Annotated in this window: 16 protein-coding genes, 1 tRNA gene and 1 pseudogene; 8 read left to right on the top strand and 10 right to left on the bottom strand. The window is 73.4% G+C overall.

All coding sequences use genetic code 11. From position 1 onward, the window contains the following. Window positions 1-116: 116 nt before the first annotated feature. From ACFYTT_RS11330 to ACFYTT_RS11320, 3 genes and pseudogenes are all read right to left on the bottom strand, one after another. A pseudogene (locus ACFYTT_RS11330) lies at window positions 117-485 on the bottom strand (hypothetical protein); the annotation flags it as partial. 668 nt (window positions 486-1,153) lie between these two features. Next, the gene (locus tag ACFYTT_RS11325; protein ID WP_176092875.1) at window positions 1,154-1,915 is read right to left on the bottom strand and encodes a YcnI family protein; all 762 of its coding nucleotides are present in this window, start codon (window positions 1,913-1,915) and stop codon (window positions 1,154-1,156) included. Window positions 1,916-1,930: 15 nt separating this feature from the next. After that, window positions 1,931-3,586 carry a copper resistance CopC/CopD family protein gene (locus ACFYTT_RS11320; RefSeq protein ID WP_387258775.1) on the bottom strand — a complete coding sequence of 552 codons (1,656 nt, stop codon included), beginning with the start codon at window positions 3,584-3,586 and terminating at the stop codon, window positions 1,931-1,933. 213 nt (window positions 3,587-3,799) lie between these two features. Between ACFYTT_RS11320 and ACFYTT_RS11315 the strand changes: the two genes are divergently transcribed. Genes ACFYTT_RS11315 through ACFYTT_RS11300 form a run of 4 tightly spaced genes read left to right on the top strand, consistent with a single transcriptional unit; the run spans window position 3,800 to window position 6,759 of the window. Beyond that, entirely contained in the window at window positions 3,800-4,393 is a 594-nt protein-coding gene (locus tag ACFYTT_RS11315; RefSeq protein WP_357212858.1) for a sigma-70 family RNA polymerase sigma factor, read from the top strand. Then, window positions 4,390-4,908 (top strand): MauE/DoxX family redox-associated membrane protein, encoded by a 519-nt coding sequence (locus tag ACFYTT_RS11310; protein WP_176092872.1) that lies wholly within the window; start codon window positions 4,390-4,392, stop codon window positions 4,906-4,908. Before ACFYTT_RS11315 ends, ACFYTT_RS11310 begins: the two co-directional genes overlap by 4 nt. Continuing rightward, a complete protein-coding gene (locus tag ACFYTT_RS11305; protein ID WP_176092871.1) occupies window positions 4,901-5,617 on the top strand; it encodes a thioredoxin domain-containing protein in 717 nt (238 codons plus the stop codon). Before ACFYTT_RS11310 ends, ACFYTT_RS11305 begins: the two co-directional genes overlap by 8 nt. Then, window positions 5,614-6,759 carry a hypothetical protein gene (locus ACFYTT_RS11300; RefSeq protein ID WP_387258772.1) on the top strand — a complete coding sequence of 382 codons (1,146 nt, stop codon included), beginning with the start codon at window positions 5,614-5,616 and terminating at the stop codon, window positions 6,757-6,759. The genes ACFYTT_RS11305 and ACFYTT_RS11300 overlap by 4 nt, the downstream gene beginning before the upstream one ends. Here the strand turns inward: ACFYTT_RS11300 and ACFYTT_RS11295 are convergent. From ACFYTT_RS11295 to ACFYTT_RS11280, 4 genes are read right to left on the bottom strand one after another with little or no spacing between them, the layout of a single operon-like run. Further along, complete coding sequence (locus ACFYTT_RS11295) at window positions 6,749-7,519, bottom strand: energy-coupling factor ABC transporter ATP-binding protein (RefSeq protein WP_387258770.1); 771 nt, start codon at window positions 7,517-7,519, stop codon at window positions 6,749-6,751. The two genes, ACFYTT_RS11300 and ACFYTT_RS11295, sit on opposite strands and share 11 nt — an antisense overlap. Further along, window positions 7,516-8,280: a cobalt ECF transporter T component CbiQ gene (gene cbiQ, locus ACFYTT_RS11290; protein WP_176092869.1), complete on the bottom strand. Its 765-nt coding sequence runs from the start codon at window positions 8,278-8,280 to the stop codon at window positions 7,516-7,518. The genes ACFYTT_RS11295 and cbiQ overlap by 4 nt, the downstream gene beginning before the upstream one ends. Window positions 8,281-8,288: 8 nt before the next feature. Then, window positions 8,289-8,675: a PDGLE domain-containing protein gene (locus ACFYTT_RS11285; protein WP_387258768.1), complete on the bottom strand. Its 387-nt coding sequence runs from the start codon at window positions 8,673-8,675 to the stop codon at window positions 8,289-8,291. Next, a complete protein-coding gene (locus ACFYTT_RS11280) occupies window positions 8,672-9,388 on the bottom strand; it encodes an energy-coupling factor ABC transporter permease (RefSeq protein ID WP_387258766.1) in 717 nt (238 codons plus the stop codon). The genes ACFYTT_RS11285 and ACFYTT_RS11280 overlap by 4 nt, the downstream gene beginning before the upstream one ends. A 147-nt stretch (window positions 9,389-9,535) precedes the next feature. On the opposite strand from ACFYTT_RS11280, the gene bcp reads away from it, so the two are divergent. The 3 genes from bcp (at window position 9,536) to ACFYTT_RS11265 (ending at window position 10,750) form a co-directional block, all read left to right on the top strand. Then, complete coding sequence (gene bcp / locus ACFYTT_RS11275) at window positions 9,536-10,012, top strand: thioredoxin-dependent thiol peroxidase (RefSeq protein WP_387258764.1); 477 nt, start codon at window positions 9,536-9,538, stop codon at window positions 10,010-10,012. A 54-nt stretch (window positions 10,013-10,066) separates the two neighbouring features. Continuing rightward, window positions 10,067-10,149 (top strand) — tRNA-Leu (locus tag ACFYTT_RS11270). 67 nt (window positions 10,150-10,216) lie between these two features. Further along, complete coding sequence (locus ACFYTT_RS11265; RefSeq protein ID WP_387259708.1) at window positions 10,217-10,750, top strand: GNAT family N-acetyltransferase; 534 nt, start codon at window positions 10,217-10,219, stop codon at window positions 10,748-10,750. A gap of 20 nt (window positions 10,751-10,770) precedes the next feature. Here the strand turns inward: ACFYTT_RS11265 and ACFYTT_RS11260 are convergent, their stop codons facing one another. The 3 genes from ACFYTT_RS11260 to ACFYTT_RS11250 all read right to left on the bottom strand — a co-directional run bounded on the left by ACFYTT_RS11260 (window position 10,771) and on the right by ACFYTT_RS11250 (window position 13,524). Further along, window positions 10,771-11,778: an expansin EXLX1 family cellulose-binding protein gene (locus tag ACFYTT_RS11260; protein ID WP_387258762.1), complete on the bottom strand. Its 1,008-nt coding sequence runs from the start codon at window positions 11,776-11,778 to the stop codon at window positions 10,771-10,773. 89 nt (window positions 11,779-11,867) lie between these two features. Further along, window positions 11,868-12,686: an MOSC domain-containing protein gene (locus ACFYTT_RS11255; RefSeq protein ID WP_387258760.1), complete on the bottom strand. Its 819-nt coding sequence runs from the start codon at window positions 12,684-12,686 to the stop codon at window positions 11,868-11,870. A 4-nt stretch (window positions 12,687-12,690) separates the two neighbouring features. Continuing rightward, window positions 12,691-13,524, bottom strand: coding sequence for a class I SAM-dependent methyltransferase (locus tag ACFYTT_RS11250; RefSeq protein ID WP_176092866.1), 834 nt, complete (start codon window positions 13,522-13,524; stop codon window positions 12,691-12,693). Between the two features lie 114 nt (window positions 13,525-13,638). Between ACFYTT_RS11250 and ACFYTT_RS11245 the strand changes: the two genes are divergently transcribed. After that, window positions 13,639-14,706, top strand: a complete 1,068-nt coding sequence (locus ACFYTT_RS11245; protein WP_387258757.1) for an LCP family protein — start codon at window positions 13,639-13,641, stop codon at window positions 14,704-14,706. The last annotated feature ends 40 nt before the right edge of the window (window positions 14,707-14,746 follow it).

Genomic DNA, 14,746 nt, shown 5'->3' with positions numbered 1-14,746 from the left:
CGGTGATGGGCGGGCCCTCCACGTCGGCAGCGCGGAGGGCCCGCCCCACCCGTCCCGGCACCGGTGCTCACCGATGTGCCGTCAGGACGGCTGCCCCGGCACCCACCGAGGGACCGTCAGGACGGCGGGGCGGGCGGGCGCAGCGGGTGGTGCGGGGCGGGCAGGTCGGCCAGGGTCTCCGGACGCGGCACCGGGGCGATCGCCGCCCGGGGTGCGGCGGCCACCGACACCAGTTGCCGCTCGGGCGTCGCACGCGGCGACGGCGGGGTGCCCAGGCCGCTGAGCGAGCTGACGCCCAGCCTGCCGGCGAGCACCGGCACCTGGTCGGGTTCGACCACGAAGACCACCTCGCGCGGGCGTACCGGGCGCAGCAGCACCAGCGCCGCGAGGACCACCAGCAGGATGCCGCCGGCCAGCGAGCCCCAGGTGGCCGGCGCGACCCAACCGGCCCGCAACTCGGCGCGCAGGTCAAGGGCCAGGTCGGCCCGGCCGTCGGGGTGCATCAGCACCAGGCTCAGTCGCTGACCGGCCAGTTCCCCGGGACTCCATTCGAGGGCGCCGGCACCCGCGCGTACCCAGAAGGTCTGTGCGGCCGGGGCGGCCGGCACGGTCGGCGGCGTGCCGACCTCCGGGGCGCGGTGCTCCAGCCGGACCGGCAGCGGGCCCCGGGCCAGGGCGGTCCGCTGCACCACCGCGTGCGGTGCCCCGGCCAGCCAGCGACGCGCCTCGTCGGCCGGGGCCAACCCGACGAACGCCGGGCCGTCCGGTGTGCGGGCCTCCAGCCGCAGCCGCGCCTGCCCGACCCGACTGAACGGCACCTCCTGCCGCAGCAGCGCGTCCAGGTCGACCACCACCACCGCGTGCCCGGGTGTCCGCACGGTCTCGACGCGGGCGGTGAACCCCCCGCCCGGATCCGCGTGACTGGTCAACAGGCCGAGTCCGGCGGCACCGAGCAACGCGGTGGTGCCGGTGATCAGCAGCACCATGCCGGCCAACGCCCACACGAAACGCATCCGCCTTGTCCCCCTCCGTAGCGAGATACCCGGCAGACCTTACCCACGCCGAACGGCTGATCTGCGGATATCCACGGCAGCGGGTCCGAAAGCGGACGGGCCCGCCGGGAACACCCGGCGGGCCCGCGACGCGGGACCGGTCAGGAGGTCGTGGTCGCCTCGCCGTCGCGGTCGGCCGGGCCGGCGTCCCGGCGGGTACGCGAGAACGCGAGCCCGCCCAGCACCAGACCACCGACCCCGGCGACCAGCCCCGCGACGCCCAGCCCGACGGCCAACCCGGAGCCGTCCTCGTCATCGTCGTCGGCCACCGCCTCCGGCGCGGGCGCCCCGGCCGGCCCCTCCGTCGGAGCACCGGCGGCGGTCAGAGTGAGCACCGCCGCCGGGGCGGCGGGCTCCTCACCGCCCGGCTGCGGCTCGTCGATCCAACGCACCACCCCACCGTCGGAGTAGGTCTGCAACGCCTTGAAGACCATCTGGTCCACCTCGGGCAGCGGCCCCATCATGACCGGGAACTCCTGGAAGGTGCCCGGGGCGATGCCGTCATCGCCGCTCGCCGTCCAGGTGACCTTCGCGACCACGTCGGAGACCTCCGCGCCGTGCACCAGCACCGGCGGGTCGACCCGGCGTTTCTCCACCGCCACCGTCCAGCCCGGCACCGGCGTGGTGGAGACCGAGCCGATCGCGGCGTTCTCCGGCAGGAAAATCTCCAACTTGGTGGTCGACGCCGTATCGCTCTCGTTCGGCACCCGGAACGCGAACCGGGTGTAGTCGCCCTGCTCGGCCACCTCCGGAGCGACCGTGACGTGGGCCGACGCGGGCGTCGCGAAGCCGAGGACGGCGGTGGCGACGGCGCCGAGCGCCAGGGCGGCGGCGGTACCCACGGTACGCCGGTGACGGATCATCGGTATGGAACCTCTCTAGGCAACGGGCACGGTGGCGGTCACCGTGGCCTGGTCGATCTCGGTGGTCCGGGCGGTGATCCGCAGCTCCCACTCCCCCGGAGCCGGCAGCGTGATCTCGCCGGTGGCGTGGTTGTCGGTCAGCGGCAGCAGCGGGATGTCGATCGCCTCGATCCCGGCCGACGGCAGCGCGATGGTGGCCTTCCACTCGACGACCGGCTGCGGCCGGTTGTCCAGCGTGTACGCGTAGAAGTGCACCGAGTTGTTGCCCCGCCGGGCCGGGGACATCTCGATCTGCAGCGCGTAGAGCGTGCTCTCCACCCGGGTGGTGAAGTAGCCGGCGTCGACGGCGGCGACGTCCGAGGAGGCGGTCCGCGCGGGAGTGGTCTGCACCAGGACGGCGGAGACGCCGAGCACGACCGCGGTGACCGCCAGCTCCGCCCAGACGGCCCGGCGAACCGGCGCGGGACGGCTGGCCGCGATCCGCTTGCGGATCAGGTTCCGCGAGTACGCGGCCAACACGATCACCACGGCGAAGAGCCCGACCTTGGCCAGCACCAGACGGCCGTACGTGGTGCCGACCAGCGCTGCCGGGGTGGCCACCTCGATCAGCGCCTGGACGATGCCGGCGAGCAGCAGCGCGGAGACCGCCAGCGCGGCCCAGCGCGACCAGATCGGCAGGATCGCGCCCAACTCCCGCTCGTCCGCCCGGGGCAGCAGGAAGGCGGCGAGCATCACCAGACCGCCCAGCCAGACCGCCATGCTGCCCAGGTGCACCGCGTCGACGATCACCGACACCGCCGGGGCGGGCGACGCGGCCGGGTGCCCGGCCAGCGGCCAGGTGAGCAGTGCCGCACCGGCGAGCAGGCCGAGGATGATCAGATCGGCCCGGCCGACCGGCCCGGCGAGCAGCGGCCGGAGCAGGAACACCGCCGCCGCGAGCAGTCCCAGCCGGATCAGGTGCGCGGCGCCGAAGGTGCTGCCGAGCACCAGGCCCAGCCCCTCGCCGCTGATGTCGAACGGCCCGCCTCCGCTGGTGTACGGCACCTGCAACAACGCCACCGCGACGGTGGCCACCGCCACCAGCCCCAGGCCGGTCCAGGCCAGGCGGGCCGGTCCCTGCCGGGAGAGCCGACGTGGCCAGAGCAGCGCGAGCACCAGTGCGGGGCCCACGAGCAGCAGCAGACCGACGTACCCGACGAATTTCGCGGTCTTGATCGCGTTGGTGACCAGCGGATCGGCCCGGCCGTCGTCGCCGCTGTCCACCGGCGGCTCCGAGGGCGCGCCGACGGAGTACGTGAACGCACCGGAGACCGGGTGGCTGTCCGCCGAGATCACCCGGTAGGTCACCAGGTAGGTGCCGTTGCCGCCGGAGGTGTCGACCGCGATGTTGACCACGCTGTCGGTGAAGGTCGGATCGCCCCGGTCGACGCGGGAGCCGTCGGGTGCGATGACCCGGATCCGGTCCGGCACCCGGCGGACCGTCTCGCTGAAGGTGAGGACCACCTCGGCCGGCACCGTGGGCACCACGGCCGACGCGGCCGGGCTGCTGCTGGAGAGCACGGCGTGGGCGGCGGCCGGTCCGGCGGGGACGAGCAGCAGGGCGACGACGGTGACCAGCAGGCCGGCAGCGGCGGCCCAGCGGGCGGATCGGCGGCGAGGGACGGCAGTCATGACCCACATCGTCTCCGACCGGACCCCCTTCCGGCGAGTCGCGGCCATCGATTGACGACTATCGTCCTCGATCGGGTACGCCCACGCGGGTGCCGAGCCGAGGTCATGAGCGGGTAGTCGGCCGGAACCCGGAGAAAGTTCCCGGCGTGGCGCAGGCCATGAAGGGCCGAAGGACCCTGCTGCTGCCGGTCCCGCCGCGTAACCTGGGTTGTCGTGATCCCCGCTCCGCGCGACAGCCGCGCCACCGCCGACACCGGCGGTGTCGACGGACACGCCGGCCCCGACCCGGCCACCGGATGGGCCCTCGCCGCCCGCGACGGCGACCCGGCCGCCCAGGCCGCCTTCGTCCGGGCCACCCAGGCCGAGGTGTGGCGGTTCACGGCGGCACTGCTCGACCGGGACAGCGCGGACGACCTCACCCAGGAAACCTACCTGCGGGCGTTCCGGGCACTGCCCACCTTCGAGGGCCGGTCCACCGCCCGCACCTGGCTGCTCGGCATCGCCCGGCGGGCCTGCGCCGACCACCTCCGGACGGTGGTCCGGCGGCGACGCCTCGACCAGCGACTCACCGCCCACGCGCACACCGACCTGGCGCACCCCGATCCGGCCGGGCAACTCGGCACGGCCGACCTTGTCCGCCGACTGCCCGCCGAGCGGCGCGGCGCGTTCGTGCTGACCCAACTGCTCGGCCTCTCGTACGCCGAGGCGGCGACCGTGGAGGGCGTGCCGGTGGGCACCATCCGGTCCCGGGTCGCCCGGGCCCGCGCCGACCTCGTGGACGCGGTCGGTGAGGCGCTGGCCGGGTGAACGGGGCTGCGCGGAGCGCGACGTCGAGGTGGACGCGGTGGCGGCCCTGGCTCGGGCTCGCCCTCCGGCTCGGGCTGGCCGCCGTCTGGCTCTATGCCGGCGCCTCCAAGGTCGGTGACCTGGCCGCCTCCGGCCGCAGTGTGCACGCGTACCAGGTGATGCCGTACGACCTGGCGGTGGTGGTCGGCGCGGCGCTGCCCTTCGTCGAGCTGGCGTTGGGCGTACTCCTGCTGCTCGGGTTGGCCACCCGGCTGACCGCCGGGGTCTCGGCGGTCCTGCTGCTGCTCTTCGTCGCGGGCATCGCCTCGGCCTGGGCCCGTGGCCTGGCGATCGACTGCGGTTGCTTCGGGACCGGCGGCGAGCTGCCGACCGGGCAGCGCCCCAGCTACCTCCCGGAGATCCTCCGGGACGTGGCCTTCCTGGCGATGGCCGGGTTCCTGCTGATCTGGCCCCGGACGGCCGTCTCACTCGACGGCGTCCTGACGGGCGAACCGGTGGAGGACGAAGATGAGTAGTCGCAAGGGACGCAAGGACGCGGCAAGGGTCGTCCGGGAGCAACTGGCCCGCGAGCGGCGCCGCAAACGGACCCTGTGGATCTCACTCAGCGCGGTGGTGGTGCTGGTCATCGCCGGGCTGATCGGGTGGAGTGTCTGGTCGGGCCAGCGGTCCGGCGACTTCACCCCGCCACCGGGCGCCAACGACGCGGGCACCGGCGTGGTGGTCGGCACCGGACCGGTCACCGTCGACGTGTACGAGGACTACATCTGCCCGGCCTGCAAGCAGTTCGAGCAGACCAGCGGCCCCACCCTCAAACAGCTCGTCGACGACGGCAAGATCCGGGTCGTGTACCACCCGGTGGCCTACCTGAACCGCTTCTCCAGCACCCAGTACTCGACCCGTGCGTCCGCCGCCTCCGGGTGCGCCGCCGAGGGCGGCAGGTTCAGCGAGTTCGGCGCGGCGTTGTTCGAGCGCCAGCCGCCGGAGGGCGGCGCCGGCCTCAGCAACGACCAGCTCATCGACATCGGCGCCGAGGTCGGGCTGGACCGGGACGCCTTCGGCACCTGCGTCCGGGACGGCAGGTACACGTCGTGGACCGCGCACGTCACCGAGGAGGCCAACCGCGCCGACGTCACCGGCACCCCGACCGTGCTGGTCGACGGCGAGCCGGTGCAGCAGTGGACGCCGGAGAACATCACCGCCGCGGTGGAGGCGGCCGGAAAGTGATCCGTGCCCTGTCGGCCCGCGTCGGGCTGTCGCCCCTGGCGGCCCGCGTCGGGCTGCTGCTCACCGCCGTGGTCGCCGCGCTGCTGGTGACCGCCGCCCCGGCCGCCGCACACGGCGCGGACGCGCCCGACGGCACCGACTACCGGGTGGCGGTCGGCGCGGTCGCGGCCCGACCCGACCTGCGGGTCCGGGTGGTCGAGGCGGGCGCCAGACTGGAACTGACCAACACCGGTGACCGGCCGGTCGAGGTGATCGGCTACTCGGGCGAGCCCTACCTGCGGGTCGGGCCGGACGGCGTCTTCGAGAACACCCGCTCCCCGGCGACGTACCTGAACCGCACCATCCTCGCCGACACCCCGCTGCCGGACGAGGTCGATCCGGCCGCCGCACCGCAGTGGCGACGCGTCGACACCGGCACCACCGCCCGCTGGCACGACCAGCGCGCGCTGTGGCGCGAGGCGGGTCCGCCCGCCCAGGTCCGCGCCGCACCCGACCGCGAGCACCGGGTACGCGACTGGGCCGTACCGCTGCGCGACGCGGACGGGCGCACCGAGATCCGGGGCACCCTGGACTGGGTGCCGCCGCCGGACGCGTACCCCTGGTGGGTGGCGATCACGCTCGGCGCGCTCGCGGTGGGCGCGGCCGGGCTGCTGCCGGCCGCCTCCTCCCCCGGCGGCCGGGCGCGGACCGGCCTCGGTGCGCTGCTGGCGGTCGGCGGGGTGGCGGCGGTCGTGCTCGCCGTGGGACGGGTGCTCGACGCCGGGGCCGAAGGAGTCGGCGCCGTGCTGGCCGGGCTGCTCTCCGGCCCGGTCTGGACGCTGGTGACCGGGCTCGGCGCGATCGTCGCCGGTGGCGTGGCGCTGACCCGGCGCGACAGCGTGGACTTCGTGCTGGCGCTGGCCGGGGCCTGCCTGGCCCTCTTCGCCGGGATCGCCAACGCCGCCGTGCTGTCCCGGGCCGTCCCACCGGCGCCCTGGTCGGCCACCGCCACCCGGATGCTGATCGTGGTGGTCCTCGTCGCCGGGGCCGGAGCACTCGCCGCCGCGGTGCTGCGCCTGCACGCCACCGGCCGGACCACCACACCGACCGGGCCGACCGAGCCCGCCACACCGACCGAGCCGGCCGAACCGGTCACTCGCTGACCGGGTGCGGGACGGGGCGGAACGGATAGGGCAGTTCGAGCCGGTGCCGCGCCAGCAGGTCCGCGTCGGCCAGGAGCGCCGGGGTCGGAGCGTCGGCGACGATCCGGCCGGCGTCCAGGATCACCGAGCGGTCGCAGAGTTCGTAGGCGTACGGCAGGTCGTGGGTGACCATCAGCAGCGTCACCGGCAGGGACCGCAGGATGACGGCCAGCTCCCGCCGGGCCGCCGGGTCCAGGTTGGACGAGGGCTCGTCCAACACCAGGACCTCCGGACGCATGGCCAGCACGGTGGCCACCGCCACCCGGCGGCGCTGACCGAACGAGAGGTGGTGCGGGGTCCGCTCCCGGTGCTCCGACATGCCGACGGCGGCCAGCGCCTCGTCCACCCGGGCGGTGAGTTCCGCGCCGCGCAGCCCGAGGTTGGCCGGTCCGAAGGCCACGTCCTCGGCCACGGTGGGCAGGAAGAGCTGGTCGTCCGGGTCCTGGAAGACGATGCCGACCCGGCGGCGGATCTCCGCCAGCGTGGCCCGGTCCGGACCGACCGCCAGACCGCCCACGGTGACGCCGCCCTCGGTGGGCACCAGGATCCCGTTGAGGTGCAGCACCAGCGTGGTCTTGCCGGCACCGTTCGGGCCGAGCAGGGCCACCCGTTCACCCCGGGCCACCGTCAGGTCGACACCGCGCAACGCGACGTGCCCGTCCGGGTAGGCGTACCGGACGCCGTGCACGTGCAGGCTGGGCGGCGACCCACCGGCGGTCACGTCAGCACGGCGGCGGTGGCCGCCACGGTGCCCGCCAGCACCGGGACGGTGGCCGCGAGCAGCCACTGACCGGTCGTCGCCGCACCCGGACCCGACCACACCACCGGCATCCGGCCGGTGTACCCGCGCGAACGCATCGCCAGGTACACCCGCTCCCCCCGCTCGAAGGCGCGCAGGAACAAGGCACCGACCCCGACCGCGAACCCCCGCACCTGCCAGAGGAAACGCGGATCGTCGCCCCGGGAGATCCGGGCGATCCGCATCCGGCGGGCCTCACCCACCAGCACGTCCAGGTAGCGCAGCATGAAGGTGGCGATCTGGGTGAGGATCTGCGGGCAGCGCAGCCGGTCCAGCCCGACGATCAGATCCCGCGTGGTGGTGGTCGCGGCCAGCAGCAGCGACGCCCACACGCCCAGGGTGCCCTTGGCGAGGATGTTCCCCGCGCCGTACAACCCGTCGACCGACAACGCCAGCCCGAGCACGTCGACCCGCTCCCCGGTGCCGAGGAACGGCAGCGCGACCGCGAACAGCACGAACGGCAGCTCGATCGTCGAGCGCAGGAGCAGCCAACCGGCGGGCACCCGGGCCAGCGCGGCGACGGCGGCGACCAGCAGGGCGTACACGCCGAAGGCCCAGAGCGCCACGCGGGGCGTCGCGACGACCGCGACGGTGAACGCCACCATCGCCGCGATCTTGACCTCCGGCGGCAGCCGGTGCACCGGTGAGTCGGACTCCCGGTACAGCACGTGCGCGGCAGCCATCCCCGCCGCTACCCCCGGCCCGACGCGGTGACGCCGTTCCGGTCCGCCTCGCCGTCCGGCCCCGGGCCACGACGGCGGACCAGCCAGAATGCGCCGCCGGCCACGGCGAAGGTGAGCAGTACGCCCAGCACGCCGGCCAGACCGGTGGAGACGACGTCGTTGTCCAGCCCGGCGATGCCGTAGTCGGCCAGCGGCCCGCCGATCTCGTGCTCCTTCTCCTGCCGCGCCGGGCAGTCCCCGCCGACGATCTCGTCGTCGGCGTCGAAGACGCAGCCCTCCCGCAGCGACGAGTCCAGCCCGTCGGGGTGGGCCGAGGCGACGTTGCTGACCAGCCCGGCCAGCAGCAGCGCGACGAGCAGACCGCCGAGGAGGAAGGACCGGGACCGGGTACTCATCGGACACCTCCGGTAGCCGGGACGGACCTCGACGCGGTCGGCGACAGGGCCCGCAGCGCGTACACCAGGTCGGGTCGGACCTTCGCCACGGTGACCACGGTGGTCGCCGTGATCAGCCCCTCGCCGACGCCGATGAGCAGGTGGGAGACGGCCATCGTGCCGGCCAGACCGGCCAGGTTGCCGCCGAGGTCGGTGGTGCCGCCGAGCTGGTACTGCAGCACGAAGCCCATCGCCGCGACCAGCACACTGACCACCGAGGCGACGAAGGCCGCCACCGGCAGCCCGGTCGGCGTACGCGGCAGCACCCGCAGCAGGAGCGCGATCGTCAGGTACGCCACCGCGATGCCGACGACCGCCATGTTGGTGACGTTGAGCCCGAGCATCGCCACGCCGCCGTCACCGAAGACCAGTGCCTGCACCGCCAGCACCACCGCCACGCAGAGCGCGCCGACCCAGGGACCGACCAGCATGGCGGCGAGCGCACCGCCGAGCAGGTGGCCGCTGACTCCCCCGATGAAGATCGGGAAGTTGAGCATCTGCACGGCGAAGATGAACGCGGCGACCAGACCGGCCATCGGCGCGAGGCGGTCGTCCAGGTCCTGTCGTCCGCGCCGGACGCAGAACGCCATCGCCGCCAGCGCCAGCACCCCGAAGGCCGCCGCCACCGGGCCGTTGATGATTCCGTTGGAGATGTGCATGGCCAGGGTTTCCACGTGACCTCCCACGTGACGGCGGGCCCACGCTCGCCGGCAGAGGTGAGCGTATTTCCCGACATAGGCTGTTGCCAATACCTGGCAAGAGGGTGATCACGGGTGCGGCGTGCCGACCGGGTCGGCACGGCACGGCGGTAGGGTCGTGCCATGACCGCACCCGCTCGTCTCGCCGCCGGTGACGCGGCACCTGAGTTCACCCTCCCCACCGACACCGGAGGGCAGCTCACCCTGGCCGACCTGCGCGGCCGCAAGGTCATCCTGTACGCCTACCCGGCCGCGATGACCCCCGGCTGCACCAAGCAGGCCTGCGATTTCCGTGACTCGCTCGCCTCGCTCCAGGCCGCCGGCTACGAGGTGATCGGCATCTCGCCGGACAAGCCGGAGAAGCTGGCCACGTTCCGCGAGCGCGACGCGATCACCTTCCCGCTGGTCGCCGACACCGACAAGTCGGTGCTGACCGCGTACGGGGCGTACGGCGAGAAGCAGTCCTACGGCCGTACGGTGACCGGGGTGATCCGCTCGACGTTCGTCATCGACGAGAGCGGCAAGATCGAGCGGGCGCTCTACAACGTCAAGGCCACCGGCCACGTCGCCAAGCTCCGCCGCGATCTCGGCCTGGACTGACGCTGCGCCGACTCGACACGGTCCCGGCGCGACGCTCTAGACTCTGTCTCGCTGGCGGGAGTGGCGTAAGGGCAGCCGCGCAGGTCTTAGGAACCTGTGTCCGAAAGGACGTGGGGGTTCGAATCCCCCCTCCCGCACCGACCGATCCGTCGCCTTGGTCACGATCGCAGGTGATCGGGGTGCGGTTCGATGACGATGGGCACCGTGAGTCTGCGCTTCGTCCTGGATCCCGAGCTGACCCCCGATCTGCGTACCCGGATCGTCGCGCTCTGGGTCGACGTCACCAACGCGGGCGGGGCGGTCGGCTTCGTCGCCCCGGTCACCGCCGACCAGGTCCGCACCATCGCCGACCCGACGCTGGCCGGGATCGCGGACGGGCCGGACCGCCTGCTGGTGGGGTACGACGGTGACCGGCTGGTCGCGATGGCCATCTTCACCGACCCCCGGTTCCACCTGAAGACGCACCTGCGGGTGCTCACCCGCGTGATGGTGCACCCGGACACGCAGGGGCGCGGGCTCGGCGAGGCGCTGATGCGCGAGGCCGAGCGGGTGGGCCGGGTCCTGGGGCTGGCGGCCCTGCACGTGACGGTGCGGGACGGGCTGGGACTGGACCGGTTCTATCGGCGACTCGGCTACCGCGAGGTGGGCCGCTGGCCCGCAGCGCTGCGGGTCGGCCCCGGCGACGACCGCGACGAGATCCTGATGTGGCTCGGGTTGACGCCCGACCCGACCGGCTAGCGCTGCCGGCGAGCGGGTCGTCAGGTGCCGCAGCCCGGCGACGTGGCGGCCACCGGCACGGGCGGCAGGGCGGCCGGGTCGCTGGTCGGTGCGGCCGGGGTCGCCGTCTCGGCCGACGGGGTGGTCGAGACGGACGGGGTCGGGCTTCCAGTGGCGCTGGCGCGCGGTTTCGGACTGGCCGACGGTGACCGGGAGGTGGTGGTCGTACCGCCGCTCGTGCCGCCGTACATCCGGACCGTGGAGCGCTGGACCTGGCCGGGAGCCATCCGGATGCCGGTGGCGGTCACCCGGTGTCCACGGGTGTCGGTCACCCGGATCTGGTACGGCCCGGGACCGGCACCGGAGTCGATCAGCCAGTAGTTGTAGCTCTCCCGAGTGGCCGTGCGCCAGCCGCCCGAGCTGCCCTGACGCACCTCGACCGCGCGCAGCGGGTTGCCGTGTCCGGCGACCAGCACGGCAAACCAGTACTGCGACGCGCCTTCCTTGATCCGGAAGCTGAGCGGGCCGGCCAGCGGCGGGTCGACCACCAGGCGGTAGCTGACGTTCACGATGCCCTGCACCGGGTCGGCGATCCGGGCGAACGCCTCCCGGGACAGGTCGATGTGGCCGGGCGCGCACTCCGGGCACTGGTCCATGATCATGACACGGACCTTGCCCTTGGGCCCGGTCACGTCGAGGTAGCCGCCGCAGCCCGCGCCGCCGGCGTACTCGCTGGGGCCGAGGGCGACGTAGAGACGGTCGGCGGGGGCGGACGGGTAGGAGCAGTTGCCGCCCTCGCCCTTGGAGTCGTAGAAGGTCGACTTCCCCTTGTTGAGGGTGCCGGCGGCGGGCGGGGCGAGCAGCGCGGCGGCGACCGGGGCGGCGGCGCGGGGCGGTGCGGCGCAGGCGGGTGCGGCACCCGAGCGCAGGGCGAGGGTCAGGCCGAGAACGGTGGCGAGTGTCGCCACGGCCCCACCGGCCAGCCAACGGCCCAGCTTCGGACGCCGGGTGCGGGCTCGGTCGGCGGGGCCGTCGGTTCCGTCGGTCACGCGGACCGATGTTGCCGGACGGCCACCGGATCGGACAAGCCACCTAAGCGAAAGCTAAGACGAAGATCAGCGGGGCCGGTCGACACGCCTCAACCGGCCGGTTCCACCTGGTCACCGACGGTGAGCCGGCCGGACTCCACCGGTACGACGTTCAGCCCGAACAGCAACTGGCGGCCGATGTTGCGGTGCCGGGCGAGGGTGCGCAACGGTTCCCGGCCGCGTACCCCGGTCTCCTGGTCGGTGGTGGTGACCAGGCAGCGGGCCGACGGGCCGGCGGCGCGGAACGCGACACCGCCGATCCGCAGCGGCCTCCCCTCCCAGCCGTCCTCCGCCCAGGCGGGTGCGCCGTCGACGACCAGGTTGGGACGGAACCGGGTCATCGGCACCGGTTCCGCGCCCGCCTCGGTCAGCCAGTCGCCGAGCGCGGCCAGCGACGTGGTGCTGGTCAGCAGCACCGGGTACGCGTCGGCGAAGCTGACCCGGCCGCCCGGGTCGTGCTTCTTGCGGCCCGGTTCGATGTGCCGGGTCGGCTCGGCCAGCCAGACCAGCCGGACCGGCCGGTCCAGCACCGCGCTGCACCACGCGTCGGCGGCCGGGCCGGCGGGAAGCGCGTCGACCCGCAGCACCCGACGGCGGAAGGTGCGCACCGGCACCGGGTCGCCGCCGACCGGCTCGGGCACCGACAGGTCGGGCTGCCCCTCGGCGCGCAGCAGCAGCCCATCGGGTCCGGGCCGGGCGTGCACCCGGACCAGCGAGGTGTCCTCGCGCTGGGTGACGCCGACGCCCTCGGCGTCCACGACCATCCAGCGCCGGTCGCCGTCGAGGCCCCACGGCGCCACCCCGACCTCGGCGTGGCCGATCCCCCGACAGCCCTTGATCGGATAGGTGTTGATCTCGGTCAACCGCACCCGGTCACCATGCCACCCCGATGCCGTCGCCGGGGTACCAGTGGTCGACCGGCGTCTCCCGGTAGGCGAGGAACCGGCGGCCGGTCCGCTCGGCGTGGTCGGCCAGCACGGTGGTGTGCGTGACGTTGTCGGTGAGCAGCATCGCCTCCGGTGCCAGCTTCGACTCGACGGCGTCGAACTCGCGCTTCTCGTAGGCGCGGCGGTGGTCGCTGTCGTGCAGGAACAGGTCGACCGGCCGGTCCAGGGCGCCGATCGACTCGACGGAGTCGCCGACGACCAGGTCGATCACCTCCGACCAGGGCGCGACCCGGGCCAGGTAGCCGGCCTCCGGGTTGATGTCGATCGAGCTGACCCGGCCGGGGTGGCCCTCGGCGGCGTTGCGCAGCAGAGCGGCGGCGAGTACGCAACTGCCCAGCCCCTTGTCCACGCCGGTCTCCACGATGTGCGTCGGCTTGCGGGCACGGACGATCGCGTACCAGCCGATCCGGCGGGCGTACCGGACCTGCGTGTCGGCCAGCCCGCGACGGGCCGCACCGGCGGTGGCCGAGGAGATGTGCTGCCGCAGCGCGTCGTCCGACTCGATCTCCTTCAGGTAACCGCGCACCTGCCGCACCGGCAGGTCGCAGACCACGCTGACGAACCAGGCGAGGTGGCTGCGGCTGAGCTTGGTCAGCTCGTACGTGTAGTTGTGGTGCTCCCGGGAGGCCACCAACCAGCGGACCGAGGTACGGAGCACCCGGGCGTCATGACGGGCGACCGCGACCAGTCGTTTCGGGAAGGCGGCAACGGGTGCGAGGCGGGTACGGGCGATGGCCCGACGCAGCTTGACGGCGTCCACGGCTGGGTTGTATCAGACTGACGGGAACGTGTGGGGGACACGACGGGACGGCCAGGCGAAATTCGGCACCGGCCGGGGATACCCCGAGAACGTGAAATCAGTAGCATCTCCGCCATGTCGAGTGGAGAGCAGGCCGGGACCGTCTCCCCGGCGGAGAACCCGCCTGCGGGAGGCACCGACGGGCCGGAGCCGACGACCGCCGGCAGACCGCGTCGCCGATGGCTGCGGATCACCCTGATCAGCGTGCTGGTGCTGGTGCTGGTCGGTGCCGGGGGCATGGTGGCCGCAGGCTTCTATCTGAAGTCGGTCGAGTCGGACATCGAGCGGGTCGACGCCTTCGACGGCGTACCGGCGGAGACCCGGCCCGAGGTGGTCGCCACCGACGCGCTCAACATTCTGGTGCTCGGCAGCGACTCGCGCGATCCGGAGAGCACCGGCGGTTCTCGCACGGACACCATCATCCTGGCCCACCTGCCGAAGGACCGCTCCAGCGCCCAGCTCATCTCCATCCCCCGCGACACCTGGGTCGCCGTGCCACGCTCCACGGAGGGACGCGGCGGTCGCGACGCGAAGATCAATGCCGCGTACGCGTGGGGTGGGGTGCCGCTCATGGTGCAGACCGTGGAACAGTTCACCAAGGTCCGCATCGACCACGTGGTGATGGTCGACTTCGCCGGTTTCACGGAGATCATCGACGCGCTCGGCGGCATCGAGGTGAACTCGGAGAAGCAGTTCACCTCGATCCATCCACCGTTCCGCACGTTCCAGGCCGGTCCGCAGAAGATGGACGGCGAGGCGGCTCTCGACTACTCCCGCCAGCGCAAGCAGTTCGCCGACGGCGACTTCTCCCGCATCCGGCACCAGCAGCAAGTGATCAAGGCGATCCTGGACAAGGCGACCTCGGGCGGGTTGCTCACCAACCCGGCGCGGCTGAACTCCTTCCTCCAGGCCACCTCCGGCTCGCTCTCGATGGACAGGGATCTCTCCCTGTTCGACATGGCCACCGAGAACCGCAACCTGCGCGGCCGGAGTCTGACGTTCGTGACCAGCCCGACCAGGGGCACCGGACGGGTCGGCTCGGAGAGCGTGGTCTTCGCCGACGACGAGCGGGTCGACACGTTCTATGCGGCCGTCCGCCGCGACGCCGTCCAGGACATCATCGCCGGGGCCGAGAAGAAGTGACCGGTGGTGGTGCGGCGCTCCGGTTGGGGCGCCGCACCAC

Origin of the sequence: Micromonospora sp. NPDC003816, assembly GCF_042874705.1 — a bacterium.
GTDB lineage: Bacteria > Actinomycetota > Actinomycetes > Mycobacteriales > Micromonosporaceae > Micromonospora.
Note: the sequence above shows the minus strand (reverse complement) of the source record. Positions and strands in the feature narration are given on the sequence as shown.

What these genes read in the sequence shown, in the direction of transcription:
- ACFYTT_RS11325 (WP_176092875.1), bottom strand. Translation starts at nt 1,915, where the DNA reads ATGATCCGTCACCGGCGTACCGTGGGTACCGCCGCCGCCCTGGCGCTC.
- ACFYTT_RS11320 (WP_387258775.1), bottom strand. Translation starts at nt 3,586, where the DNA reads ATGACTGCCGTCCCTCGCCGCCGATCCGCCCGCTGGGCCGCCGCTGCC.
- ACFYTT_RS11305 (WP_176092871.1), top strand. Translation starts at nt 4,901, where the DNA reads ATGAGTAGTCGCAAGGGACGCAAGGACGCGGCAAGGGTCGTCCGGGAG.
- cbiQ (WP_176092869.1), bottom strand. Translation starts at nt 8,280, where the DNA reads ATGGCTGCCGCGCACGTGCTGTACCGGGAGTCCGACTCACCGGTGCAC.
- ACFYTT_RS11285 (WP_387258768.1), bottom strand. Translation starts at nt 8,675, where the DNA reads ATGAGTACCCGGTCCCGGTCCTTCCTCCTCGGCGGTCTGCTCGTCGCG.
- bcp (WP_387258764.1), top strand. Translation starts at nt 9,536, where the DNA reads ATGACCGCACCCGCTCGTCTCGCCGCCGGTGACGCGGCACCTGAGTTC.
- ACFYTT_RS11245 (WP_387258757.1), top strand. Translation starts at nt 13,639, where the DNA reads ATGTCGAGTGGAGAGCAGGCCGGGACCGTCTCCCCGGCGGAGAACCCG.